A 26,422-nucleotide genomic window follows, 5' to 3' on the forward strand; every position below is an offset into this window, starting at 1 on the left:
GAGTAATATGGGTATTAGTCCGCAAGAAGTAAAAAAACTCAGAGATGTAACTGGTGCTGGATTTGGTGATTGTAAAAAGGCATTGGATGTTGCTGGTGGTGATTTTGAACTGGCTAAAAAAAAACTTAGAGAAATGGGTATTGCATCTGCTGATAAGCGAAGTGATAGAGATGCTAAGGAAGGACGAGTTTTTTCTTATATGAATAAAGAGAGAGTGGGTCTTTTACTTATTGCATGCGAGACAGATTTTGTTGCCATGAATAGTGATTTTGTGACTTTTGGAAATTCTTTGATAAAACAGTTAGTTGAGAGTGGCAGAGATTCTTTGGATGAGCATCAGGAACTTGAAATTAAAAATTTAGCAGCTACAATTAAAGAAAATATTCATGTAAGTAAAATCTATATTTCTAGTATTGCATCTAATGAGTTTGTTAAAAATTATCTTCATGGTGAGCAGTCTAAGATAGGAGTGTTTGTTAAATTAAAGATAGATGATGCTTTAAAAATGCAAGATGAAAAATTAAGCAGTTTTGCAATGGATTTGGCTTTGCATGTGGCAGCTTTTTCTCCTCTTTATTTGAGTGTTGATGATGTTTGTCTTGATTATATTAAGGAACAGGAAGAAATTTTTATGAAACAAATGGAATCTAGTGGAAAACCTGAAAATGTAGTTAAAGGAATAATATCTGGAAAGCTTAAAAAACATTTGGGAGAAATTGCTCTCTTAGAACAGGGATTTGTAAAGGATGATAAACTTACTGTTAAAGAAAAAATAGAAGAAATTTCTAAGTTGATTTTAAGTAAGATAGAGATAGTAGAGTTTAGATATTTGAGTGTTGGATAATCATTTGTAATCCTTTTGATTTTAAGGAGGTTTGAATGGAGGAATACAAGGCTTTACTAGATGAAAAGATGAGAAAGGTTGTTTTGTCTCTTGAGAGTGAATATAAGTCTTTAAGAACGGGTAGAATAAGTAGTTCTTTGTTTGACAGAGTATCAGTTGATTATTATGGAGAGAAAACTCCATTAGCTAGGGTTGCTAATATTAGTATTCCTGAAGCAAGACTTATTGTAATCCAGCCTTGGGATAAAAGTTTATTATCTAAAATAGAACAGGCTATACTTAATTCCGATCTCTCAATGAATCCTTCAAGTGATGGATCAGTTCTTAGGATTAAGGTGCCTGTATTGACTGTTGAGAGACGTAGAGAAATAGTAAAACAGGCAAAAAAAATAGCTGAGGATCATAAAGTTGCAGCTCGCAATATAAGGCAAGAATTGAATAGTAAGGCTAAAAAGGAAGAAAAAGATTCTCAGATTACTGAGGATGATTTGCGACGAATTTTAGATGATATTCAAAGGGATACTAATTCTTATATCAAAAAAATAGATGAGATTTTTGATTTAAAAACAAAAGAGATAATGGAAGTTTAAATTTATGAATAATAATTCCCTTCCAATTCATGTTGGTATTATTATGGATGGAAATAGAAGATGGGCACTAAAAAAAGGTTTGCCGGTTTTTGAAGGGCATAAAGAAGGTTTAAAGAAAGTTAAAGAAATAGTTAAACGTTCTTGTGAATTGGGTATAAAATATTTATCTCTTTATATTTTTTCTACAGAAAATTGGAATAGAACAAATTCTGAAGTAGCATATCTTATGCTTTTAATTACTGATTATTTGAATTCTGAATTTGAATTTTATAGTGAAAACAATATAAGGATAGTGGTTTCAGGGGATATTGAGGCTTTGGATCATAAAGTAAAAAAGTCAATTGAAGATGCTGTTCATTATACAAAAAATTTTGATGGACTTATATTAAATTTGGCCATTAATTATGGCGGTAGAAATGAAATAGTGAGAGCTACTAAGAAGATTTTAGAGAAAGGATTACCGTTTGAGACTTTAAATGAAGTTGAATTTGCCAAATTTTTAGATAATCAAGAAATTGGTGATCTTGATTTCTTAATTCGTACAGGTGGAGATATTAGAATAAGTAATTTTATGTTATGGAGACTTGCTTATTGTGAATTTGTTTTTTCAAGTCTTTTATGGCCAGAGTATTCTGTTCTTCATTATGATAGAGATTTGGAATGTTTTAAGAATAGGAAGAGAAATTTTGGGAGATAAAAGTTTATTTAGTATTAAATCTAAAAAGTTAACGTTTATTGCACGACTTGGAACATTTTTGTTTTTTGTTCCTTTAGTTTTATTTTTAATATTTTTAGAATTTAAGAGTTATTTGTTAATTAATATTTTAATTTTTATGTTTAGTGGAGTTGCTGCTACAGAGGTTAATGATTTGCTCAGAATTAAATCTGCTTCTATTTCTAGTACCTTATCTTTCTTTTTAGGAATATTTCCTCCAATTTTGACATATGTTCATTTTAATATTTTAGATTTGGGTATTAATATAGTGTTTTATCTGGTTATAACTTTGGTTTTTAGTAATTGGATTGTTAATTTGGTTTTTATTAAAGAAAATGAAATTGTTAATTTTTTGTCACAGGCAACCTCTATAATTTTTATACTTATATATCCAGGTATTTTAATGTCATTTGTTGTTGCTATTACTACTCTTCCAAAAGCACCTATCCTTTTATTAATACTTTTTTCTATGGTTAGTGGTAATGATACTTTTGCCTATCTTGTTGGATATTTTTTTGGTAAAAATAGTTATAAGCCCACGATTATTAGCCCCAATAAGACGATAATGGGATTTTTGGGTGGTATATTATTTTCTGTTGTTGTTGTAATTATTGTGGTGAGTTTGGGATTGATAAATTTAACTTATGGAGAAGCTATGGTTTTTGGTGTTTTAATAGGATTTTTTACTATTATTGGTGATTTGTTTGAATCTGGACTTAAACGTAGTGCAGGAGTGAAAGATTCTGGTAAGATTATTCCTGGTAGGGGTGGTGCCCTTGACTCAATTGATTCATATCTTTTGACAGGTCCTATATTTTATTTATATTTGTCGTAGTTTTTGGGAGTTATTAATGTATATCTTTTTTAGTATTTTAGCTTTTACCTTTATAATATTTGTTCATGAATTGGGACATTTGCTTTTTGCAAAGCTTTTTAAAGTTAAGGTTGAAATTTTTTCTATAGGAATAGGACCTAGTCTTTTTAAATTTAAAATAAAAGATACTGAGTATAGGTTTTCTCCTATTTTTTTAGGGGGATATTGTAAGCTTAAAGGATCTGAACATCTTGAAAACGAGCTTAGATTAAATAAAGAACTTGAGGCAGATAAGGATTCTATTTTTGGTGTTTCTCATTTTAAGAGAATGTTAATATATTTTGCAGGCCCTCTTTTTAATTTGATTTTGGCATTAATTGTTTTTGTTGCAATCGAAATGATAGGAATTGTTTATCCTGATTCTTCTAGTAAGATAATTGTTATTAATAAAGATGGTTCAAGTAAGTTTAGAGATGGTGATGTTATATTGAGCGTTAATGATAGTAATATACAGTATTTTTCTGATTTAAAGAGAGTTGTTCCTGTAAAAGATTCCCGAGTAGCTTTTACTGTTTTAAGAGATGGTGCTAATGTTACTTTTGAAGATAATACAAGTTTCGATAAGCTTTTAAAAGAAATTAATCCTTGGATAAATCTTTTTGTTGCTAAAGTTAAGAAAAATTCTTCAGCTGAAGTTGCTGGCCTTAAACCTAATGATAAAATAGTAAGCATTAATGATATAGCTGTAAGTAATAATGGGGCATTGGACGATGTAATAAATAAACTTGATGTTAATGTTGTAGATATTCAATATGAAAGAGATGGAGAAATTTTGACTTCAAAATTAGTATTCCAAGATACTAATAAAAGTTTAGGGATTTATTTGTTGCCCGATTTAGAACGATTGGTTAGAGCATCTAATTTAGGAGTTGCTTTTAAAAATTCTTTTAGTAAAGTCTTAGATATTTTAGGTCGTATTCTTTATTCTATTTTTGAGTTGTTGACTAATTTTATAAACAATTCTAGAAAGATAGCAGGTCCTGTTGGTATGATTAATTTTTTTGCAGAGTCTTTTTCTTTTGGGGTATTGTATTGGCTTGATACTTTTGCTTTTTTTAATTTAATTGTTGCTGGTATGAATTTATTTTTTGTTGTAATTCCAATGCTTGATGGTGGTCAAATTTTGATTACTTTAATTGAATTTTTGCGTGGAAAGAGATTTAGAGCAAAGGTTATTTACTATTTTTATCTTGTCGGTGTTTTGATGATGGTAAGTCTTTTTATATTGGGATTTTTAAATGATTTGGGTAATCTTTAAAGTAGTACAAAGCTACTTTAAAGATAGTATAAAAGTTTAGTTAATAGGAAGTATATACTTAAACATAAACCAATAGTGGGCAAATGATGCAAGTAGGATTAAAATATGAAAAAAGTCATGCATTCTCATATTTGCCATTGGACTTAATTTTTTACTTATTGAGTATACTATTCCTCCTATTGTATAAAGGATACCTCCAATAACTAGCCATATAAATCCTTGTGTAGGGAGTATGTTATAGATGAGTTTAATTCCAAATACAATACTCCATCCCATAAGTATAAATATGCATCCATTAATCCATCCAGGGCTATTGACGTATATTGATTTAAAAATGATTCCTAAAATTGCAAATACCCAAACGGTTGTGAGAATCATTTTTCCATAAATATTGGGTATGAGAATTAAACATGGTGGGGTGTATGTTCCTGCTATCAGGATAAATATTGAAATATGGTCAAATTTTCTAAACAGTTGTTTTATTTTGCTTCCCTTTGTAAATATATGATATAGGGTACTCATTGTATATAATAATATCATTGATAGACCATAAACTAAAAATAGCACTGTATGAAGATATTTTTTTGAATTTATTGATAGTGTAACAATAATAGTTGTTCCTATAATTGATAGGACAGTGCCAAATAAATGAGATAGTGAACTAAATAGTTCATTTTGAGGTATTATGTCATTATATGATGTGTTTTTATTTTCTTTAATCATAGTTTACTCTTTTTTATATATTTTTATTCTAATAATATGTGTTTTTATTTATTTTGAATATATTAATGAAAAAAAAATACATAAATCAAGTAGTCGGAGATAATTTAATATAAAATTGAATGTTAAATTAATTTTATTGTTGAATTTTGATATTAAAACCTAACTTTTTATAAAAAAAGCAATATAATGTTGAATTGTCTTAATTTTTAGGTGGAGAGGCTTGGAGTGATAAATTTTTTTAAAGTTCTTGGATTTGCTAATTTGCAAAAATTTTCTAGTGCAGTGCGATTGCCAATTTCTGTTATTACGATTTTTTCTTTAATGCTTGGAATAGGAGCAGCATTTTTAAATCCTTCTAATTTATTTTATATTGATAGTGTTTTTTTTAAATTGATTTTAGGTCTTATTAAAGATACAAGTAATATTATTATTTTAAATATTCCATTGCTTTTTGTTGTAGGTATTGCTGTTGGAGTTGCAAGAGTTCAAAAGGGTCCTGCTGCGCTTTCAGGTCTTATTGGATATTTGATTTTTAGTGTTACTGAGAATTATTTTCTTGGTATATTTTCAGTGCTTGCTGAACCTGAGCTAATGTCTTCTGTTGGTCAAGTTAAGATTTTGGGAATCCAAACTTTAAACACAGGTATTTTGGGTGCTTTATCTGTTGGACTTTTAGTTGGGTATTTACACAATAGATTTTATAACATTGAATTACCTAGACCTTTTGATTTTTTTTCTGGTTTTAGATTTGTTCCTATAGTAATTTTTCCATTTTGTATTTTATTGGGAATAATATTTGTTTTAGTTTGGCCTTATCTTAATGCATTTATTACTTCTCTTGGACTTTTTATTGCCAAGTTCAACTATTATGGTAGTTTTCTTTATGGATTTTTAAACAGAATACTTATTCCTTTTGGACTTCATTCTATTTTGACATTTCCTTTTAATTTTACTTCTGTGGGAGGAACTGAAATTATTAATGATCAGGTTGTTGGAGGTATTAAAAATATATTTTATGCTCAATTAGCAGATCCCTCTCTTACAAAATTTTCTTCAAGTATTGCTAGGTTCAATAGTGGGTTTTATCTTACTATTATGTTTGGACTTCCTGGGGCGGCATTTGGGGTTTATAAAGGAATTGTTCATGATGATAAACGTAAAATTTTATCATTATTATTTTCAGGGGCTTTTGCAGCTTTTTTTACTGGAATTACAGAGCCTTTGGAGTTTTTATTTGTCTTTACAGCTCCTTTACTTTATTTTATTCATGCTATTTATACTGGATTTGCATTATTAATTGCGAATATATTAGATATTTCAGTTGGCGTGACTTTTTCTTCTGGGTTTTTTGATTTTGTTATGTTTGGGATATTACAGGGACATGATAAGACTAATTGGTTCTATTTGTTGCCATTAGGATTGATATTCTTTGCTTTGTATTATTTTACCTTTAAATGGGTTTATAATTATTTCGATTTTCAGATTCTTGGCGTTGGTGAGCCGTTTTTTGCTGGAAGTGAAGGTGAGCTTGAAGGAATGGGAATTGCACATTTGGTAGCTCAAGGGCTTGGAGGTCTTGATAATATTCAGGAATTTGATATTGTATCAACAAATTTAAACTTTATAATTTTTAGTCCAGAGCTTGTGTCGGAAGATATTCTTAAAAAAACAGGTGCACTAAATATTGTTATGATTGGTAATACAATTAAAATTGATTATGGAGCAAATGTTTATTATATAAAACAGGCTATGAAAAATTATTCTCCTGAAAGGCTTTTTAAAGCTAGTGTTATTGTTGCATCTGATAATGTAAAGCAGGGAATTAAAGCATACATTGAAATGAAAGAAGATGATAAGCGTGAAAAACAAGGATCAGTAGGAAAACTTTATGTACTTAATAAAGATGATGAAGATAGTTAAATTTATTTGGGCAATATGTCAAAATATGGCTTTGTGTTAGATAAGTTTTTTTATGGTTTATTTAAAATATCCTTTAGGCATTAAAGTTTTTGGTTGAAATATGTTGGAATGTGAATTTTAAAAAAAGATATTTAAGATAAAAATTTTTTTGAAGATAAGCTTATTATGATTTCCTTTATAAAGGGATGTTTTTTTGATGATATTGATAAATTTTTAGTGGTAAATTATTGTTGATAATTCATTGAAGGTTTATTTTTTATTTGAAATTAATTTTGATAATGCTGTAATTTGTTATTTATTTGCTCTAAATTTTAAATTTAGAGTTGATCCTAATTTTGTAAGTTTCTGCATGAAATTTCCGAGTATTATCTTTATGATTCTTGGGGGTAGAGTGCTTTCTAATAATACTAGATTGGAATTTCAGTTATTTATGAGAAGTATTTTGAAAAGATTTTTGCTCAATATTGAAAAAAAATAAGCGTTTTTATATACTATATTCAATAATCTATTATAGTATTAACAACCTTTGCCATAAATTGAGAATGTTTATGGTGCAATTAAGACCATAAGGAGTTAGAATGATAAAAAAGTATGAAGCTTGTTTTTTGTTTAGGAGTGAAGAGCTTGAATACAAGAGTACTTTGGAAGAAGTAAAAAAGCAGTTAACAGCTTTTAATGTAGTTGATTTTGTTGCAAATTCTCTTGGAGAGAGAGCACTAGAATATCCTATTAAAAAACAGTTACGTGGTAGGTATGAAATAATAGAATTTAAAATGGATAGCAATAATTTAAAAGAACTTGAGATTCAACTGAAACTTATTAAAAATTTGCTGAGATATATGATCTTAGTTAAAATTAACAAAAAAGTTAGCGTCAAAAAAGTTAAGAGAAGAAGCTTTAGAGAATATAAAGATAATAGAGAATATAGAGATAATAGGGAAAAAGAACCATCAGAGTCTAGTGTTGATGATGATGTAAAGGTAAATTGAGGAGGTTTAAATGGCCGACATTAATTCTTTAGTATTGTCTGGTAGGCTTACTAGGGATTCTGAACTTATTTATAGTGAAGCAGGTATTGCTGTTCTTAAATTTGGTTTGGCTAATAATAGAAGGATAAAAAAGCTTGATGAATGGGTTGATTATGCTCAATTTTTTGATTGTGTCATTTTTGCCAAAAGAGCTGAAAGTCTTAGTGTCTTTCTTAAGAAGGGAAAACAAGTTGTAGTTAGTGGTTCCTTAAAATATGAGAGTTGGCAAGATAAAAATACTGGTGATAAGAAAAGTAAGTGCAGTGTTTTGGTAGATGAAATTCAGATGTTTGGATCATCCTCTACTGTTGCTCAAGGGACAAATAATGTTGGTTTTGAAAATTATAAGAAGCCAGATTCATTGACAACTATTGATATTGATATTAGTACTGATACTAATACTGGTTTTAATGAAGATATACCTTTTTAGGAGTTTTGATTTATGTATAAAGATATAGATTCTCATCAAAGAGATTCAAGAACTGATGGACATCAAGATGGTTTTAAAAAGAACCCTAATTTTAGATTTTTTAAAAAAAAGACATGTAAATTTTGTGACATGGACAGAGTTCCTGATTATAAAGACTTTGATTTCCTTAAGAAATTTATTACAGAACAAGGAAAAATATTGCCTAGAAGAATTACAGGCACTTCTGCTAAACATCAGAGGCGTCTTGCACTTGAGATTAAAAAGGCTAGATATATGGCTTTACTTCCTTTTGTAAAAAAATAATTAAGGAGAGGTTATGAAAGTTATTTTAAGAGAAGATTTTATTAATCTTGGTAAAGAAGGTGATATTGTTGATGTAAAGGATGGTTTTGCTAGAAATTATTTGTTGCCAAAAGGTTTTGCTGTTTTTTCAAATAAACATAATATTGATATTTTTGCTCAAAAAAAGAGAGCAATACTTAAGAGACAGGAAGCAAGAAAAAAGATAGCAATTGAACTTAAAGATAAGCTTGATAAAGTGAATTTAGAGTTTTTAATGAAATCTAATGATAGTGGAAAATTATTTCATAGTATTAATAGCTTAAATATTGCAGATGAGCTTTTGAAGCTTGGGTTTGAGATTGAGAGAAGAAAAATAGATATGCATCATGGTGCATTAAAGGCCTTTGGGACTTATAATATTACTATTAAACTTTATGAGGGAATTAGTGCTGTAATTAAAGTTACAATAAAAAGGGAAGAGAAGAAAAGCTTGCTTAAAAAGTCTAAGAGTGTTGAAAAGGAAGCTTAGGGAAGAGGTATAGCTTGTGGCTTTTACTTCGATAAGCACGGCCTCTACGCTTCTTTTTAACGAAGGTGCAGAAAAGGCAGTTATTTCAAGTATATTTTATAATCCGGGAAAAGTAGAAGAGGCATTATTATATTTAAAGCCAGACGATTTTTATAATCATAATCATGAGATGATTTTTAAAGCTATGGTTTCTCTTTATGAAAAAAGAGAAAATATCGATCCGATAACTGTATTTGAAGAAGTGTCTGCTATAACTCCCAAATCACAACTTTTGAATAATTTTAAAGCTTTAACGGGATTGCAAGATTATTTAAGTTTTCTCTCAGGTTATCTTCCAACTGATAAGACTATAAACATTTATGCAAAAATTGTTAGAGAACATCGTATTAGAAGAGATATTTCTAAAATTTCTAGAGAACTGAATGATTTGGCTAATGATTCTACAAAAAAAGTTGAACAATTTGTGGAAGAAGCACAAAGGCAGGTTCTTTCAATTGAATTAGATTGTTCTAATAAAAATCTTAATCATGCAAAAGTGATTGCTGAAAGGGTTCATGCTGAAATATATGAGAGGAGTGTTGAAAAACGGGAAGTGGATTTTGGCATTCCAAGTGGTTTTAAAAAGTTAGATAATCTTATTGGTGGGTTTAGGGAAAGTGATTTTATCATTATTGGTGCTCGTCCTAGTGTTGGAAAGACAGCATTTGCATTGAATATTGCATCAAGTATAGCTTTGAAGAATGAAAAAAAATGGAAAGTAGGATTCTTTTCGCTTGAAATGACTTCTGATGCTTTAATTAAAAGAATAATAGCATCTGAGGCTAATATTGATGGTTTTAAAATTCAAAATAGTATTTTGTCAGGTCATGAAATTAAGGCAATCAATGATGTTATAAATGATATTAGTAATTCTGAATTTTATATTGAAGATACTTCTAATATTAGTTTATTAACGCTTGCAACTCAGGCTAGAAAACTTAAGAGATTTGCAGGTATAGATATACTGTTTGTTGATTATATTAGTCTTATTTCTCTTGAAAGCAGAAATGTACCAAGGCATGAACAGGTAGCCTCAATAAGTAAATCTCTTAAAGAGCTTGCAAGAGAACTTAAAATACCAATTGTTGCCCTTTCACAGCTTACAAGAGATACTGAGGGACGTGAACCTAGCCTTGCTAGTTTGAGAGAATCAGGTGCATTAGAGCAAGATGCAGATATTGTGATTTTGCTTCATAGAGATAAGGATTTTAAGAACAATGCTGATGATGATGGAATACTTACAAATGCTGTTGAGACTAAAGTTATTGTTGCCAAACATAGAAATGGTCCTACAGGAAGAGCCGATATATTGTTTTTGCCACATATTGTTAAGTTTGTTGGAAAGCAAAATGAGAATGGTGGGGGGGCCGCCTATTATTCATAATATATGTTCTTTAGATTAATATTTTTAATTTGTTAATTTTAACTTAATTGTTGTTTTATCAAGGTTGCATTAGTATTTAAATGTTAATTTTAATACCAATTCCAAGATAATTGAAAATAAATTGATGTTTTTCTAAAGTATGATTGTTTGTGTTATAAACAAGTGGGGAATAATTCATTTTTGTAAAGATTTTTACGTTATATTTTGTTTTGTTATATGTAAATGCATTTATGCATATTCCAGGTTCAATTTCAAATCCTGTTTGTAATGTATCTCTTATTTTTAATGGTCTATAAATGGATTTTATGTCTTTTTTGTCTTTGTTATAAGATAAAAATAGTCCAGAAGATATATATAAGATTAGTAAATTTTTTTTAAAAAATTCATATGTCATTCCAGATGAAAATCGATTTGTATGGCTATTCATTTTATTAGAGTTAATATCATAATTTGTTGAGATTGCAAAGTAATAGTTTAATTTGGGTATTATGTTGTAATATATTATATTTCTAATCTGAAATGGGATCATAATATCATATCCTATAGAAAAATTTTTGTTTATAAGGTATAAGTTGTTTTCGAAAGTGTTATCATATTCTTCAGTAAAAACTATTCCAAATCCTCCTACGCTGAAAAATTTTTCTTTGTTTGAAAAATTTGTTAAATAAAGATTATTTATTGAGAAGAAGTTTTTGGAATGCAATCTATATTGAATGCCAATGCCATTTTCTGCTTCTTGTACTTTTGCATATGTTTTTATATCTTTAATTTTGTTTTGAATTTGATAAAATAGTTGAGTTTCAATGCCTATAAATTGATTCCTAAAATCCATTGAAATGCTTGTTTTGAAAAAATAATCTAAAAGATAAGATAAATCTATGTAATTTTCAAGATAGAAAAAGCCCATATAAGAGTAATTTATTGCTGAACTTATGAAACCTCTATAATTGTAATCTTCATAGTTTGTAGGAATGGGTCTTAATTGTCTTAGAGTAAAATGAATTACTTTTTGTATTAAAGAACCGCCCCAGTTTCCATAGAGTAGGTTTTTAATTCCAATACCAATATTAATATTTCCAAAATATTGAGTTTTTGTTTTAAGTAAAAATGGTAAATAATACATAAAGCTAAGCTCTAAGAGATCGACTCTTGTTCTCAGGTGTTCGGGGCTCTCTTTATCTCCTCTAAAGGTTAACATGTGTGCTTCTGCATTTATTGTGAAATTGTATTTTGATTCATGGATAAATATTAGAGAACCGCTTCTTAGATCATCAAAAAAATCATTTAGAGAAAACCCAAGGCTATCATTTAGGTTTTTAAAATGATATTTATTGATTCCATCATTTTGATATTTTATTGAATAATTATAAGCGTGTGAATTAATTGCTAACATTATAATTATTGTTTTCAGTTTAACTTTTGCTAAGTACATTTCTGCATTAATATTAACATGTTTTTAGATAAATTTATCATTTTATTTTTAAGTAAATTAAGCTATATTTGATAGTTCAATATTTCTAATGATAATTTTTATTAAATCATTTATAATAGTTTTGTACATTACATTGTATTTTTTGAAATTTTATTTTATTTGCTAATAATTAATTATCATTTTTGTATGGGGTTTTTTATGAAAAAAATAGCAATTATTGATGGGCTTAGGTCTCCTATTACTAAGTTTGGGGGAGCATTGAAGGGAATAAATATTGTTGATGTGTCTGCAGATATTGTTAAGGCATTGCTTAAAAGGAATAATATTGATGGATTTGATGAAGTTATTATTGGGAATGTAATTTCAGCAGGACTTGGTCAAAATATTGCCAGGCAGATTGCTTTGAAAGCTGGTTTGGGAGAAGATATTCCTGCTTTTAGTGTAAATAAAGTGTGTGGTTCAGGACTTAAATCTTTGGAACTTGCATTTAATTCTATATCTCTTGGTGAGAGTGAGATTGTTTTGGCAGGTGGTGTAGAAGATTTGAGTAATGCGCCTTATTTGTTGCCAAGGAATGTAAGATTTGATGGTTTAAAGTTTGGAGATTTTAAAATAGAGGATTCAATATATAGAGATGCTTTAGTTGATACCCTAAGTACTACTGTGATGGGTATTACTGCAGAAAATTTGGCGGAAATGTATGGAATTACAAGGGAAATGCAGGATCAGTTTGCATATAATTCTCATGTTAAAGCAAAAATAGCAAGAGATAGTGGATATTTTAATGATGAAATACATCCTTTATCAGTTTTTGATAAAAAGACAAAACTTGAAAATGTGATATCTAGTGATGAGGAAATACGTGATAATTTAAGTTTAGAAAAACTTGCCTCTTTGAAACCTGTCTTTAAGAAGGAAGGTACTATTACTGCTGGAAATTCTTCTAGTTTGGATGATGGAGCTTGCTTTTTAATATTGGCAAGTGAAAATTTTGTTCATAAAATGGGCATCAATCCTTTAGCTTATATTGGTGGTTTTAAAAGTGTGGGATTGAATCCTTTGCATATGGGATTTGGAGCTTTTCTTTCTATTGAGGGAATTATAGAAAAATTTGATTTAAATCCAGGTGAAATTGATTTTATTGAAACAAATGAAGCTTTTGCAGCACAAGCTTTAAGTGTTTTAAAAGCTTTACGTCAAAAATATGGTATTGAGGATGATATTATTAATGTTAATGGAGGGGCTATTGCATTAGGTCATCCATTTTCAGTTAGTGGTTCAAGGATTTTATTGACGCTTGCACGTCTTATGAGTATTAATAATAAATCAAAAGGAATTGCATCTCTTTGTATTGGAGGGGGTCAAGGTATAGCGGCCTTTTTATATAGGTAGGTGATATTCTTATTTTATTTTAAACTAGATTTAAATTTAATGTTTTGTTAAAATTTTATTAAGAGATTTAGTTTGATTGATATAAGGGTAATTATTTATGGGTAATTTTTTTTGTTTTCTGTTATTTTTTGTTGTAGGGATGACTTCTTTTGCTCAAAATACCCCTGTTGCGATTATTAATTTACATAGTAGTGAAATTATTACTAAAACAGAATTCGAATCTAAGGTGAATACATTGAAAAAAACACAGGGTAGAGATTTAAGTGATATTGAGAGAAAACAAGTTTTACAGGTTTTAATAGCTGATGTTCTTTTTGGTCAGGAGGCTTTAAAACAAGGAATTAAGGTTGCAGATGATGAAGTTATGCAGACAGTTAGATCTCAGTTTAGACTTACAGGTCTTACAGATGAAGAAATTAAGCAGATGGTAGAAAGTCAGGGTACAAATTGGAATGAACTTTTAACTTCAATGAAGAGATCTCTTTCTTCTCAAAAATTGATTTTAAAGACTGCTCAGCCTAAATTTTCAGAAATAAAAGCTCCAAGCGAGAAAGAAGTAGTTGAATATTATGAGGCTAATAAAACTAAATTTGTGAATCCTGATATAGCAAGGATTAGTCATGTCTTCTTCTCGTCAAAAGATAGAAAAAGATCGGAGGTTTTTGATCAAGCAAAAGATATTGCAAAGCAAATAAAATCTAGTAAGATTACCTTTGAAGAGGCTGTAAGAAAATATTCAAATGATGAGGGTTCTAAGTTTAAAAATGGTGATCTTGGATTTTTGGCAAGAGGTGATCAGACTGCTCAAAATGTTCTTGGAATAGACTTTATTAAAGATGTTTTTATGCTTAAGAAGGGCGATATTTCTAAGCCAATATCATCAAAAGAAGGTTTTCATATAGTTAAAGTTACTGAGATGTATTCTCAAAAATTTTTAGGTCTAAACGATAAGATATCTCCTAATGTTAATATGACTGTAAAAGATGCTATTAAAAATAATATGGTTAATGTTCATCAACAACAAATTGTTGCTAAAATACAACAAGAAATTTATGATAAGCTCAATAAGTCTGCTAGTATACAAATTTTGGATTCTAGTCTAAAATAAAGAGAATATATTTATATATTGGTTATGAACTTGAAACATAAGGCTAGGGTTTTAGCTTTTCAAAAGATTTATAGTATTGATATTAATTGTAAGGCAAAGGATAATATTTTTGATATTTTTAGTTTTGAAGAGCATGGAATAGATCTAGAAGAAGACCTCAAATTGTTTTATTCTGTTTTGGTTAATGGTACTTGTGATAATTTAGATTCTATCGACAAATTAATTAGTGATATTTCACTTAATTGGTGTTTGGATCGTATGGATAAAGTTGATCTTGCTATATTAAGAATGAGTGTATATTCACTTAAATTTCAGAATTTAGATATTCCTAAAAGGGTTATAATAGATGAAGCTGTTTTAATTGCTAGAAAATACGGTAGCAAAAATTCTTATAAATTTGTTAATGGAATACTGGATGCTTTGTTAAAAGATATGGAGAGTTAATTTGAAAACAAATAAATTTTTATTGTTTTTAATTTTGTTTTTGGTCTTTTTTATATCAGTTTTTGTTTATTTAAGTCTAAACCCATATATTTTGTATATGTTAAAGGGTGAGCGGGATTTTAATGAGATTATTATAGAAATTGATGGTTATCTGTCAAGTGGTAATTTAGATGGTGCTGAGAAGGCAATCAAATTTTATTCTTATTATGCTGATACTGAATATAAATGGATTTCTCTTGTTAAGAGAGCAAAACTTTATTCTGATAAGATTAATCATTATGTGTTGATGAGAAATATTTTGGACTTGAGCGTTAAAAGTTTGCCAGGAAATTTAAAGCTTAGAGCACTTGAGGTATATTCAAAACTTAAGGTAGGAGCTGTTTTAGAAGCTTATGATGTTGCAAAGCAATATTTATTGGGATATAAAGAGTATAAGTATTTATATGATGAGGCTTTTATTAAAAGTTTGACTTTAAGTCATGATGTAAAAGATATAAAAAGTTTTTTAGTTAAAATGGAGAGTGAGAGAGATGCTCTTACTTTTGAGACTATAGGTTTCAATCTTCAAAATAATGCATTTTTAATTAATGCAATGCTTTTATATATAGAGAAAAAAGACTTAGATTCTGCTAGGAGAATACTTTTAAAAATAGGGGAAGATAAGGATTTTGCAAAGGAACTTGCCTATATTTCTTATGGTCTTGATAATTTGGATTTTACTATTGCCAATCTTAAACTTCTTAATGACAATAGTGAACCAAGTTTGATGTTTTTGTTAGCAGATGCTTATTTAAAGAAGGGAGATATTCATAATGCTAAGAGTGAATATTTAAAACTTTATACGGAGTTTCCTGATTATAGTATGATGGTGTATCTTGGTTTGGCATTTATTGCAAAAAAGGAAAATGATCTAAAGCGTGCTATTGCTTATTTAAATAAGGCTAGTGAGAAATTTAAAGAAAATGAAATGATGAATTATTATTTGGCTAGTATGTATTTTGAAGTTAATGATTATCTTAATGCAAATGAGATTGCAAAAAAATATAAAGATCATCCTTTGTTTTTTAAACTTTATTTTATTTTAAATTATTCAAATTTAAAATATGAAACCAAAAAGTCTTTTTTATGGCGCTTGTTTTATAGATCAGATTATAGTAATGATATTGCACAATTTTTGGCTTGGAATTTACTTCTTTATTCTGATTTAAACGATTTAGATTTGTTCTTTAATATTTATAATCCTGTTGATAAAATGCAAGATTGGTATTATTTTTATAAATTTTATTATCTATTTCTTAAAAAGGACTTAGCTGTTGCAGAAAAGGTAATCTTAAGTGATCAAACGGGTAAATATCTGTATGGTATTTATTATAATCTTGGAGTTTTGAAATTTTATCAAAAAAATTATAAAGAGTCAGAAGAATATTTTAGTAATGCGGTTTCTCTTTTACCTTTTACTCTTGATGATAAGAGTAACATTACTTTAAGCGAGCGTGAGGATATGGCTAAAGTATATTTAAAGAGAGGGATTAATTATCTTTATTTGGGTGAATTTGAAAAGGGACGAGAAGCCATTTCAATCTCTAATTCTTTTTATGAAACTAATGAGGGGAAGCTTTGTATGAATATGATAGAGATACTTAAAGAGAGGACTTAAATATTTGAAATTAAGATTAAAATCTAGGGAAGAGATTGAAAAGATTAAAGAATCTGCTAGGCTTTTAGTTCGAACTCTTTTGGAAATAGAAAAGAATATTGCTCCTGGAATTAACACTAAAACACTTGACTTAATTGCTAATAATTTTATTATTAAAAATGGGGGCAAATCTGCTTTTAAGGGATATAATGGATTTAAAGGAACTATTTGTGCTTCTATAAATGAGGAAGTGATACATGGGATTCCTGGGAATAGGGTACTTGAGGATGGAGATATTATTAGTATTGATTGTGGTGTTGTTTTAGATGGATTTTATAGTGATATGGCTAAAACTTTTAAAGTGGGAAAAGTAAACTCTAAGATTAGTCAATTATTAGAAGTTACAGAGGCTTCTCTTTATAAAGGAATTGCTGAGATTAAGATTGGTAATCGAATTTTAGATATTTCAAGGGCTATAGAAAATTATATTAAACCATTTGGATTTGGGATTGTTAGGGAATATACGGGGCATGGCGTTGGTTTTGCATTGCATGAAGAACCAAATATTCCAAATTATTATGAGCCTTTTTTTAAAAATATTAGGATTCAGGAAGGTATGGTTTTGGCAATTGAACCTATGGTGAATTTGGGAAGTTGTAAGGTTTCTCTTAAGGACGATGGTTGGACAGTATTTGCATCTGATTTTAGTTATTCTGCTCATTTTGAACATACTGTTGCTGTTGTGGATGGTTTGCCTTTAATTTTAAGCAAGATTTGATCATACTTAAGTAAATATTTAAAAGGTTTAGTTTTATATTATGGAGGTGTATAAAATGAATAAAAATTTTATTTCCGTGTTTGTTGCTAGTTTTTTAGCTTTGGCTATTGGGTTTTTTGTTGGAATAGGTTATTTGCAGTCTAATAAGAATACTATTGTTTTTGCGCAGGAAAAAGGAGATGCTGTACACTCTCTTCAAGATTCTTTTAGAAAAGTATCTAGGAAAGTTTTACCATCAACTGTGGAAATTTATGCTACTGGAACAATTAAAACTCGAGATGCTGTGCCGCCATTTTTCTTTTTCTTTGATATTCCAGGTCTTAATTTAGAAAAAAAAGCGCAATGGGGTGGTTCTGGAGTTGTTATTGGAAAAGATTCAAAGAAAACAAATTTATTTTATGTTTTAACAAATAGTCATATTTTAGAGAATGCTAGTGAATTTGAAGTTGGCACTTATAATAACAAGAGTTATAAAGCTCAATTAGTGGGTAAGGATGACAAAAAAGATATTGCACTAGTTAGTTTTGAAGCTGCTGATGCAGATATTGGAGTGGCTGAGCTTGGTGATAGTGATAAACTTGAAGTAGGAGATTGGGTTATAGCTGTTGGAAGTCCTTATAATTATAGTTTTTCAGTTACAGCAGGTATTATAAGTGGTCTTCATCGTTCTTTTAATCCTAATTTAAAAGCACGAAATTTATTTATTCAGACAGATGCAGCTATTAATCGTGGTAATTCTGGAGGGCCTCTTGTTAATATTCATGGAGAAGTTGTTGGGATAAATTCTTGGATTTCTACTACTTCTGGAGGCAGTATTGGGCTTGGTTTTGCTATTCCTATTAATAATGCTAAGAGTGTCTTTGACGCATTAATGAGTGGGCAAAAGAGTGAATCAGCTTGGATGGGAGTTGCATTTCATCGTTTGAAATCTAAGGATACAGAGTTTCTTAAAAGTTTAGGTTATGAGGATGAGTCTATGTCATTGGCAATTGTTGCAGGTATTTATGATGGTTCTCCAGCTTTGAAAGCAGGGTTTAGAGCAGGAGATGTGATTAACAAGATCAATGGTGTTACTATGAATCTTTTTGTTGATGTTAAGCAGTATATTAATGATTTTTATGCTAAGGAAAAAATTAAAGTTGAAGTTTTAAGAGGACAAGAGACAAAGACTTTTGACGTAGAGCTTGGTGTTATGCCTATTAGTAGCGATAAGGAGAAAGTAAATGTTGTAAATTTAAAATTGATACCAGGATTTACTGTTTATCCTTTAACCAAAGAAGTTAGAATACAACTTGGTTTGAGGAATTGGATTAATGGAGTTGTTGTTGATCATGTTGATCAAACTTTAGCTGCTAATTCTCAAATTGCAACAGGGGATATTATTATGATTGTTAATTCAAAAAATATTAAGACCTTGAGAGATTTTTATGATGCTCTTCAACATGGAAAAAATAATTATAGTATTTTAAGAAATGGACAGACTTTAAAAATGTCTTTTTAATGATAAATTTTATGTTTTGTGTAAGGCTTAAAGATGTTAATTCTTTAAGCCTTTTGAGATTGAAGTTGGTATTTTGTCTTATGTTATAATTTTTAATCTAGTTGTACAAATTTTATATTTTTCAGTTATAAGTTTAAAAGATATAATATAATCTTTATAGAAATATTTAATATTAAATATGTTAGTATAAATAATATTGTTTATTTGCATGAGTTTTTTAAGTAAATTCAGATTATTAATTATTTTTTTGGAGTTAAAAAATAGCAAATATGTGAGTGTTAATTAGATTTTGATTCAAGTAATCAATTTCTTTGAGTCATGTATTAATTTTTATGTGCTTTGAGGTGTTATATAAATGAAAAAATTCATTTCTTATGAAGATATTAGAATAAATGGTCTTAAACTTGCTTATAAGATTTATAAAGATGGATTTATTCCTGACATTATGTATGTCTCTTTAAGGGGTGGTGCTTATCTTGGCAATATTATTAGTGAGTTTTTTAAGTTTATTAAGGTAGAAAAGCCTCTTCTTTATGCTGCTGTTGTTGCAAGATCGTATGATATTTCAAATACGCAAAAAAAGATAATGATAGATGGATGGACATATGATCCGAAATATTTAAGAGCAGGAGATAATGTTTTATTAGTTGATGATATTTTTGATACTGGACGTACAATTATTCATTTAAGAGATGAAGTTTTAAAGAGAGGAATAGATAGTCAAAATGTTAAGATAGCTGTTTATGATTATAAAGAGCGTGGACATGTAGATTATAAACCTGATTATTATGTTAATAGGTATTCCGATGAGAATGATTTGGCTACTTGGATACATTACAGCAATCATGAATTAATTGGATTATCAGAAGATGAGTATAAATTAAATTTTGTTAATTTAGATGACGAGTTAAGAAATATTTTAAGGTTTTTATCAAGAAAACTTTAATTTTGTTCGATCTTGATATATTCTAGTTCTTTATATCCTCTTATGTTTAATGCTTTTGTTATTTCTCCTAGGTTATCTTCTAAAATTGGGCCAATTAAAGCAAAATCTTTTTTTATTTTTGTGTTTATTTTATTTAGTGATTTGATTTTTTTAAATCTATCTTTTGCATGGGTTGGATAGACTTTAATATTATACCATATATCTTTTTCTGAATTTGATTCTTGTATTTTGATTGTGTCAGTTTTGTCTTTAGGATAATATACTTTGTTTGATTTTTTTATTTTAACATTACCATTTGTTTGTCTATTTATATTTTTCTTTGTATTGGTTTTATAAATATCAAAATTTGTGTCTTCTTCTCTTGTTTGCCTTGTAATCTCATAATTATAATTTCTTTTTTTGTTTGGATAATGTATTTTTTTTGATTTGTTTATCTTAAGTTTTTCTTTGTCGTGTTGATTGTTTAAATTTTTCTTTGTGATTTCTTCTTCTATATTTGAAAATATCTTAAAATTATTTTTTGGTTTTTCATTTGCAAATGTCATTAATATTGATGATATTAATAATAATATTTTACATAAGATTCTAATTTGCAATGCTTTTCTCCTTTCTAAAACTCTCAAAAATAAAGAGTTTTAGGAGTTCTTGGAAATGGAATAACATCTCTGATATTAGCCATTCCTGTTGTATATTGTAACAATCTTTCAAGTCCAAGTCCAAATCCAGAATGGGGAGTTGATCCAAATCTCCTTAAGTCTAAATACCAATTGAGAGTTTCTATTTCTAAGTTTAACTCTTTTATTCTATTATTCAATTTATCTAAATTATCTTCTCTTTCACTTCCACCAATGATTTCTCCAATGCGTGGAACTAAAATATCCATTCCTTTGACAGTTTTATTATCTTGATTCATTTTCATATAAAAGGCTTTAAAATCTTTTGGATAATCAATAACCGTAGTAGGTTTTTTAATAATTTCTTCTGTTAAATATCTCTCATGTTCTGTTTGTAAATCCATGCCCCAATAAGGTTTTATTTCAAATGTTTTTGTTGCATTTTCAAGTTTTTTAATGGCTTGAGTATAGGTGATAACTTCAAATTTAGAGTTTATTACATCTTCAATTTTTTTTATTACTCCCTTTTCAATGAAATTGTCAAAGAATTCCATGTCTTCATAACAGTGATTTAAGGTTTCTTTTAAGATGTATTTTAAAAAATCTTCTGCTAAATTGATATTGTCTTCAAGAGTAAAGAATGCCATTTCAGGTTCAATCATCCAAAATTCTGAAGCATGGCGTGTTGTATTTGAGTTTTCTGCTCTAAATGTAGGACCAAATGTATATATTTTTGATAAAGCCATTGCATAAGCTTCTCCGTGTAATTGACCAGTTACCGTAAGAAATGCTTGTTTGCCAAAAAAATCATTTTTAAAATCAATTTCTTTTTTGTTTGCAAGTTCATTAAAGTTTAGGGTAGAGACACGAAATATCTCACCAGCTCCTTCTCCGTCATTTGATGTAATGATTGGGGTATTGACATACAAAAATCCATTTTTTTGAAAATATTCATGAATTTTATAAGAAACGTGGTTTCTAATTCTGGCAACAGCTCCAAATGTATTAGTACGAATTCTTAGATGAGGAATCTCTCTTAAGAATTCAAAAGAGTGCCTTTTTTTTTGTAATAGATATGTTTCTTGGTCTGATTCTCCAATGACATTGAAACTTGTTGTTTTAATTTCATAAGTCTGTCCTTTTGCAGGGCTTAAAATTAAAGTTCCAGTTAAAGATATACTGGTGCCTGTTGTAAGTTTTTTAAATTCTTTTTTTTTAAATTGAGGATTATCTTCATCAATAACAGCTTGAATTCCTTTAATATTTGATCCGTCGTTAATTTCTAAAAATGAAATTTTACCATTACTGCGTTTTGTTCTAATCCATCCTTTTACTGTGATTGTACTATCTGGTATAGGATTGTTTAATATTTCTTTGATACTTTTGTACATATTTGCTCCTTCCATAATTTGCTTTTATTATAACTATAGTTTAAGCCCTTGTTATTTGATTATATCTCATAATAGTTATTGCAAGAGGATAAATTAATTTTTATACTTAAATTTAAGTAAGGTTTATGAGCAAATTAAAAGATGTTATAGTGATTTTTGATTCGGGTATTGGTGGGCTTTCTTATTTGGAGTATATAACTAAAAAATTGTTTAATAAAAATTATATTTATATTGCGGATAATAAAAATTTTCCTTATGGTGATAAGAGTTCAGAATTCCTTTTAAATGAAATTTTAAAATTGGTTTTAAAATTGAAACAGATGTATAATATTGTTTCAATGGTTATTGCTTGTAATACGGCTTCTATTAGTGTTTATAATAAATTAAATTTTAATTTTCCTATAATATATACTTTACCTTCAGTCAGTTTAGTAGAAGAACTTATGTTTAAAAGAGTGATGTTAATTGCAACAAGTACTACTATTAATAGTGAATTTGTTAAAGGAGAGCAAGATAATCATGCAGATTTGATTTTGAAATCTGCATGTGAGCTTGTAAAGTTTGTTGAATATGGAGATAGATTTAAAGAGGATGCGTTTGAGTATTTAAAATCTTTAAAATTTGAGGTCAAAGCTACTAAGAGAGATGTGGTTTTTTTGGGTTGCACGCATTACTTACATATTAAAGATATAATAGAGAATTTTTTAGAAATTCCTGTTTATGATAATCGTCAACTTGTTACTAATGAGGTTAGTAAATTATTCAAAAATATTGACAATAGTGATTATTGTTTTAAGCATTATTTTTATTTAACACAATATAAAGATTTATGCTTTTATAAAAATTTTTTTAAGCGATATGATTTATATTTTAAAGGGATAATTGATTGAATAGTCATAAATTTGAAGTTTTATGGGGTGTTAATAATATTTATTCTATTGTTTCAGTTGACACTAATGTGGTTTATGAGGGTGTTATTAAGGGGAAAGTTTTGCATACTCGGGAGAGAGAATATAGTCCTTTAGTTCCAGGTGATTTTGTTTGCGGTGATATTTATGATGAAAGTAAGGTGTATATTCAAGAGAGAATGGAACGTAAGAATGTTCTTTGGCGTTACAATAAAAAGGTTGCTTTAAAACAAGTTATTGTTTCAAATATTGATAATGTTTTGATTGTGAGTTCTGCTAATCTTCCCGAATTTAAAAATTCATTTGTTGATAGGGCATTGGTAGTTGCTGAGGAACAGGGAATTACTCCTATTATTTTGGTAAATAAGGTTGATAAGGGCATAAGCCTTAGAGTTGATTCTTTTATTAAGATTTATGAAAATTTAGGTTATAAAGTTATTAAGACTTCTGTTGTTACTTTACAGGGTATTGATGAAGTAAAAAATATTATTAAAAATTCGAAAACTTCTTTTATTGGACAGTCTGGAGTTGGAAAATCTTCACTTATAAATTTGATAGATTCAAATGCAGCTCAGGCTATAAATGAGATATCTTATAAATATGCACGAGGCAGACATACTACGGTTTATGCTGTGGCTTTTCGTTCTGATAGTGAGATTGTCATTGATACTCCTGGAATAAAGGAATTTGGTATTGAAAGTTTAGAATATTTTGATCTTAAATATTATTTTAGAGAATTTCAAGATTTAAATGATTTATGTAAATTTAATTCTTGCTTGCACATAAATGAGCCAAATTGTTTTGTAATAAGTCAAATTGGAGCTAAAATTTCAGTAGCTAGGTATAATAGTTATTTAAAAATTACAGATGAACTTAAGAGATATAAAAATTATGCAAGAGAAATATTTGGAAAAAATCGATTTTGATCAAATATTATCTTCAGTTGCATCTTATGTAACTACTTCGGATACGCTTAAGCTTTTAAGTGAGCAACAAATATTGAAAACCGAGAGAGAAGTTAATCAAATATGTTCTTTTGTTAAGATAATTAAAAATCTTATTGAGGTTTATGAGGAATATCCAAATTCTTATCTTGAGAGTATAAATGATTCTATTGTTATGCTTCTTAAAAGTAATTCTAGAATTTCTATTGAAGAGGTTAAAAATATTATTCTTTTTCTAAAAGAAATTTTAAAGATAATGCTTTTTTTAGAAAAAAATGAACTTAAAACTCAGAGTGAAATTGAAGTTTTGAAAAATTTATTATTTGTAGATCCAAATTTAAAGTCTTTATTAGAGATTTTGTGCAAATATGTTGATATTGATGAACTTACAATAAAGCATGGTGTTGATAAAAAATATGATGAGATTAATTTTGAGATTGGTAACTTGAATAAAAAAATTGAAAAGCAAATTAAACAGATAATAGGTTTACATTCAAATTACTTAACCTCTACTCTTGTTTATTATAAATCGGGTAAATGTACCATTGCTCTTAAATCAAGTTTTAAGAAAAAAATTAAAGGTAATATTATATCTATTTCCTCATCGGGTGAAACATTGTATGTTGAACCAAATGAAATAGTAAGTGAAAATAATAGATTGAGTTTTTTGAATTTTGAAAAGACACGTATAGTTTTTAAAATTTTGCAAGAACTGTCAGATGAAATTCGCAAACATATTGTTCTATTAAAATCTCTTTATGATAATTTTATATATTATGATTCTCTAAAGTCTAGAGCAATTTATGGGATTCACAATAAAGGGATATTCCCTAAATTTAATGATAATTTGAATATTGTAAATGCTAGGCATCCTTTAATAGATAATGCCAAACCCATAAATTTTTCTCCTTTAAATAATAGGGTTGTGGTTATTACAGGTCCTAATGCTGGTGGAAAAACGGCAACGTTAAAAACGGTTGCTCTTTTGAGTGCTATGTTGCAATTTGGCATTCCAATTCCAGTTGATGAATCTAGTACCTTTAAGGTTTTTGATAATATTTTAGTTGATATAGGAGATGAACAGTCAATTGTAAATTCACTATCTACTTTTTCAAGTCATATGAAGAATATTGCTTATATTTTAGAGCATGCAACAAAAGACAGTCTTTTGATATTTGATGAATTTTGTTCAGGTACTGATATTGAACAGGGTCAGGCATTGGCTATAGCTATCCTTGAATATTTAATTGACATTAGTGCTTTTGTGATCATTTCAACTCATTATAGTGCTCTTAAATATTTTGCATATACCCATGAATATGTTATTAATGCTTCAATGCAAATGAATTTAGATAGTATGGAGCCCAATTATAATTTAATGTTTTCTGTTCCAGGAAAAAGTTTCGCTTTTAATGTTGCAAGCAAATCTTTTATTGACCCTAACATCATATCTAGAGCTAAAGATATTTATGCATGTAATAAGACAGAAGTTAATGAAATATTGGAGAGACTTACAGAGAAGGAAAGGGAAATATATTTACTTGATGAGAGAGTAAAAGATAAACTTAAATTTGTTGAGCTTAAGGAAAGTGAGATTAATGATATTCGGAATAATCTTATCTTGAGAGAAAGAGATTTGGAAAAGAATTTTCTCAATGAGCAAAAGGAGTTTTTAAAAAAATCAAGGCAGACTTTAGAAAATTTAGTTAGGGAGATAAAAGAAGGTAATGTTTCTACTCTTAAGAATAAGGAATTTATGGCTGATATTTCAGATAATATAGCTGCTAAGGTTGCTAAAATTAAAACCTTGAATCACGAAATTGCTGATAAAGTTGAATTTAGAGTGGGAGATAGAGTTAGAGTATCTGGTTCTTCAGGAGAAATAATAGGTGTTACTAAGAAAGGATTTATTGTAAATACAGGTGTATTTAAGATTACAGTTGCGGCTGATAGTTTAGAGAAAATATTGGACAATAATAAATTGTCGAAAGATTGTAAGAAAAAATTTAGTGTTTCTTTTGAAGAGCAAGATGATATATTAAGTTTAACAGTTGATATTAGGGGAATGAGGGTAGTTGAGGCTATAGACTTTTTGGGTAAAAAAATAGATAATATGTTACTGAGAAATGTTTCTCGCTTCGAGATTATTCATGGCAAAGGAGAAGGTTTGCTAATGGAAGGGGTACATGCATTTTTAAAAGATATAACTTTTATTAAAAAATATTATTTTGCTCATCCAAATGATGGAGGAGTTGGAAAAACAATAGTAGAATTTTAAATGGGTATATCAAAGTTTGAAAAATTTGAGAATGCATTGTTTAATATTTGTCTTTATGTTGATTCTGTTCTTGAAGATGAATTTGGTAATGCTTATGAAATGCATCCAAGTAGGCCTTCTAGAGGTAAAGCAGCTAATGGAATTTTGGATGGACTCTTTCGTGTTACAACTTCTTTTACACTCGGATATGGTTCTAAATTTGGTAAAGGATATTTAATCATTATTGAAATAATAACTCTTTGTGCGGTTGATGTAGAATTTAGTAAAAAAATTGTAGAAAAGGGTATTGAAGTTTTTCGTGAAAAACTTAAGGAGAAGTTTCCCCAAAAAAACCTGTGTATAGTTTATGATATTAATGTTTATAAGATTATTGGTGATTTTTTTTATGATGTGTGATTTGAGTATTTTGACTTTTAATAGTCGAAAATTTATTG

At 28.4% G+C, this 26,422-nt stretch carries 26 protein-coding genes; 22 read left to right on the forward strand and 4 right to left on the reverse strand.

Annotation, left to right across the window (positions count from 1 at the left end; translation table 11 throughout):
- The first annotated feature begins 7 nt into the window (after positions 1 to 7).
- Genes tsf through rseP form a run of 5 tightly spaced genes read left to right on the forward strand, consistent with a single transcriptional unit; the run spans position 8 to position 4,281 of the window.
- On the forward strand, positions 8 to 844 hold the full coding sequence (tsf, locus tag U881_RS0109195; protein WP_024654132.1) for a translation elongation factor Ts: 837 nt from the start codon (positions 8 to 10) through the stop codon (positions 842 to 844).
- Positions 845 to 879: 35 nt separating this feature from the next.
- A complete protein-coding gene (frr, locus tag U881_RS0109200) occupies positions 880 to 1,434 on the forward strand; it encodes a ribosome recycling factor (protein ID WP_024654133.1) in 555 nt (184 codons plus the stop codon).
- A gap of 4 nt (positions 1,435 to 1,438) precedes the next feature.
- The gene (gene uppS / locus U881_RS0109205) at positions 1,439 to 2,131 is read left to right on the forward strand and encodes a polyprenyl diphosphate synthase (RefSeq protein ID WP_024654134.1); all 693 of its coding nucleotides are present in this window, start codon (positions 1,439 to 1,441) and stop codon (positions 2,129 to 2,131) included.
- Positions 2,079 to 2,984, forward strand: a complete 906-nt coding sequence (locus tag U881_RS0109210; protein ID WP_235048172.1) for a phosphatidate cytidylyltransferase — start codon at positions 2,079 to 2,081, stop codon at positions 2,982 to 2,984. Before uppS ends, U881_RS0109210 begins: the two co-directional genes overlap by 53 nt.
- A gap of 16 nt (positions 2,985 to 3,000) precedes the next feature.
- Positions 3,001 to 4,281: an RIP metalloprotease RseP gene (gene rseP, locus U881_RS0109215; RefSeq protein WP_024654136.1), complete on the forward strand. Its 1,281-nt coding sequence runs from the start codon at positions 3,001 to 3,003 to the stop codon at positions 4,279 to 4,281.
- A 36-nt stretch (positions 4,282 to 4,317) separates the two neighbouring features.
- Here rseP and trhA read toward each other — a convergent pair whose 3' ends face one another.
- Positions 4,318 to 5,004: a PAQR family membrane homeostasis protein TrhA gene (gene trhA / locus U881_RS0109220; protein WP_024654137.1), complete on the reverse strand. Its 687-nt coding sequence runs from the start codon at positions 5,002 to 5,004 to the stop codon at positions 4,318 to 4,320.
- 225 nt (positions 5,005 to 5,229) lie between these two features.
- Here trhA and U881_RS0109225 point away from each other — a divergent pair, with 225 nt between their 5' ends.
- The 6 genes from U881_RS0109225 (at position 5,230) to dnaB (ending at position 10,616) form a co-directional block, all read left to right on the forward strand.
- Complete coding sequence (locus U881_RS0109225; protein WP_024654138.1) at positions 5,230 to 6,924, forward strand: PTS transporter subunit EIIC; 1,695 nt, start codon at positions 5,230 to 5,232, stop codon at positions 6,922 to 6,924.
- Between the two features lie 578 nt (positions 6,925 to 7,502).
- The gene (gene rpsF, locus U881_RS0109235) at positions 7,503 to 7,913 is read left to right on the forward strand and encodes a 30S ribosomal protein S6 (RefSeq protein ID WP_024654140.1); all 411 of its coding nucleotides are present in this window, start codon (positions 7,503 to 7,505) and stop codon (positions 7,911 to 7,913) included.
- Between the two features lie 10 nt (positions 7,914 to 7,923).
- Positions 7,924 to 8,382 carry a single-stranded DNA-binding protein gene (ssb, locus tag U881_RS0109240; RefSeq protein WP_024654141.1) on the forward strand — a complete coding sequence of 153 codons (459 nt, stop codon included), beginning with the start codon at positions 7,924 to 7,926 and terminating at the stop codon, positions 8,380 to 8,382.
- 12 nt (positions 8,383 to 8,394) lie between these two features.
- Entirely contained in the window at positions 8,395 to 8,685 is a 291-nt protein-coding gene (gene rpsR, locus U881_RS0109245) for a 30S ribosomal protein S18 (protein ID WP_024654142.1), read from the forward strand.
- Positions 8,686 to 8,698: 13 nt separating this feature from the next.
- Positions 8,699 to 9,193 (forward strand): 50S ribosomal protein L9, encoded by a 495-nt coding sequence (gene rplI, locus U881_RS0109250; RefSeq protein WP_024654143.1) that lies wholly within the window; start codon positions 8,699 to 8,701, stop codon positions 9,191 to 9,193.
- Positions 9,194 to 9,209: 16 nt separating this feature from the next.
- Positions 9,210 to 10,616: a replicative DNA helicase gene (gene dnaB, locus U881_RS0109255; protein WP_024654144.1), complete on the forward strand. Its 1,407-nt coding sequence runs from the start codon at positions 9,210 to 9,212 to the stop codon at positions 10,614 to 10,616.
- A gap of 76 nt (positions 10,617 to 10,692) precedes the next feature.
- Here the strand turns inward: dnaB and U881_RS0109260 are convergent, their stop codons facing one another.
- Positions 10,693 to 12,048, reverse strand: a complete 1,356-nt coding sequence (locus U881_RS0109260) for a hypothetical protein (protein WP_024654145.1) — start codon at positions 12,046 to 12,048, stop codon at positions 10,693 to 10,695.
- 198 nt (positions 12,049 to 12,246) lie between these two features.
- Between U881_RS0109260 and U881_RS0109265 the strand changes: the two genes are divergently transcribed.
- The 7 genes from U881_RS0109265 to U881_RS0109295 all read left to right on the forward strand — a co-directional run bounded on the left by U881_RS0109265 (position 12,247) and on the right by U881_RS0109295 (position 19,853).
- The gene (locus U881_RS0109265; RefSeq protein WP_024654146.1) at positions 12,247 to 13,440 is read left to right on the forward strand and encodes a thiolase family protein; all 1,194 of its coding nucleotides are present in this window, start codon (positions 12,247 to 12,249) and stop codon (positions 13,438 to 13,440) included.
- Positions 13,441 to 13,537: 97 nt separating this feature from the next.
- Complete coding sequence (locus U881_RS0109270; RefSeq protein WP_024654147.1) at positions 13,538 to 14,548, forward strand: peptidylprolyl isomerase; 1,011 nt, start codon at positions 13,538 to 13,540, stop codon at positions 14,546 to 14,548.
- A 24-nt stretch (positions 14,549 to 14,572) separates the two neighbouring features.
- Positions 14,573 to 14,992 carry a transcription antitermination factor NusB gene (nusB, locus tag U881_RS0109275; RefSeq protein ID WP_024654148.1) on the forward strand — a complete coding sequence of 140 codons (420 nt, stop codon included), beginning with the start codon at positions 14,573 to 14,575 and terminating at the stop codon, positions 14,990 to 14,992.
- A 1-nt stretch (position 14,993) separates the two neighbouring features.
- On the forward strand, positions 14,994 to 16,649 hold the full coding sequence (locus U881_RS0109280; protein ID WP_024654149.1) for a tetratricopeptide repeat protein: 1,656 nt from the start codon (positions 14,994 to 14,996) through the stop codon (positions 16,647 to 16,649).
- A gap of 4 nt (positions 16,650 to 16,653) precedes the next feature.
- Positions 16,654 to 17,406, forward strand: a complete 753-nt coding sequence (gene map / locus U881_RS0109285; RefSeq protein ID WP_024654150.1) for a type I methionyl aminopeptidase — start codon at positions 16,654 to 16,656, stop codon at positions 17,404 to 17,406.
- Between the two features lie 55 nt (positions 17,407 to 17,461).
- Positions 17,462 to 18,907, forward strand: coding sequence for a trypsin-like peptidase domain-containing protein (locus tag U881_RS0109290; RefSeq protein ID WP_024654151.1), 1,446 nt, complete (start codon positions 17,462 to 17,464; stop codon positions 18,905 to 18,907).
- Between the two features lie 355 nt (positions 18,908 to 19,262).
- A complete protein-coding gene (locus U881_RS0109295) occupies positions 19,263 to 19,853 on the forward strand; it encodes a phosphoribosyltransferase (protein ID WP_024654152.1) in 591 nt (196 codons plus the stop codon).
- Here the strand turns inward: U881_RS0109295 and U881_RS0109300 are convergent.
- Positions 19,850 to 20,449 carry a hypothetical protein gene (locus U881_RS0109300; protein ID WP_024654153.1) on the reverse strand — a complete coding sequence of 200 codons (600 nt, stop codon included), beginning with the start codon at positions 20,447 to 20,449 and terminating at the stop codon, positions 19,850 to 19,852. The two genes, U881_RS0109295 and U881_RS0109300, sit on opposite strands and share 4 nt — an antisense overlap.
- 23 nt (positions 20,450 to 20,472) lie before the next feature.
- Positions 20,473 to 21,858 carry an asparagine--tRNA ligase gene (gene asnS, locus U881_RS0109305; RefSeq protein WP_024654154.1) on the reverse strand — a complete coding sequence of 462 codons (1,386 nt, stop codon included), beginning with the start codon at positions 21,856 to 21,858 and terminating at the stop codon, positions 20,473 to 20,475.
- A 125-nt stretch (positions 21,859 to 21,983) separates the two neighbouring features.
- On the opposite strand from asnS, the gene murI reads away from it, so the two are divergent.
- Genes murI through U881_RS0109325 form a run of 4 tightly spaced genes read left to right on the forward strand, consistent with a single transcriptional unit; the run spans position 21,984 to position 26,384 of the window.
- Positions 21,984 to 22,748 (forward strand): glutamate racemase, encoded by a 765-nt coding sequence (gene murI / locus U881_RS0109310; RefSeq protein WP_024654155.1) that lies wholly within the window; start codon positions 21,984 to 21,986, stop codon positions 22,746 to 22,748.
- Positions 22,745 to 23,692, forward strand: coding sequence for a ribosome small subunit-dependent GTPase A (gene rsgA, locus U881_RS0109315; RefSeq protein ID WP_024654156.1), 948 nt, complete (start codon positions 22,745 to 22,747; stop codon positions 23,690 to 23,692). The genes murI and rsgA overlap by 4 nt, the downstream gene beginning before the upstream one ends.
- Positions 23,658 to 25,988 (forward strand): endonuclease MutS2, encoded by a 2,331-nt coding sequence (locus U881_RS0109320; RefSeq protein WP_038364252.1) that lies wholly within the window; start codon positions 23,658 to 23,660, stop codon positions 25,986 to 25,988. Before rsgA ends, U881_RS0109320 begins: the two co-directional genes overlap by 35 nt.
- On the forward strand, positions 25,989 to 26,384 hold the full coding sequence (locus tag U881_RS0109325) for a hypothetical protein (protein WP_024654158.1): 396 nt from the start codon (positions 25,989 to 25,991) through the stop codon (positions 26,382 to 26,384).
- The last annotated feature ends 38 nt before the right edge of the window (positions 26,385 to 26,422 follow it).

Source organism: Borrelia persica No12 (assembly GCF_000500045.1).
Lineage (GTDB): Bacteria > Spirochaetota > Spirochaetia > Borreliales > Borreliaceae > Borrelia > Borrelia persica.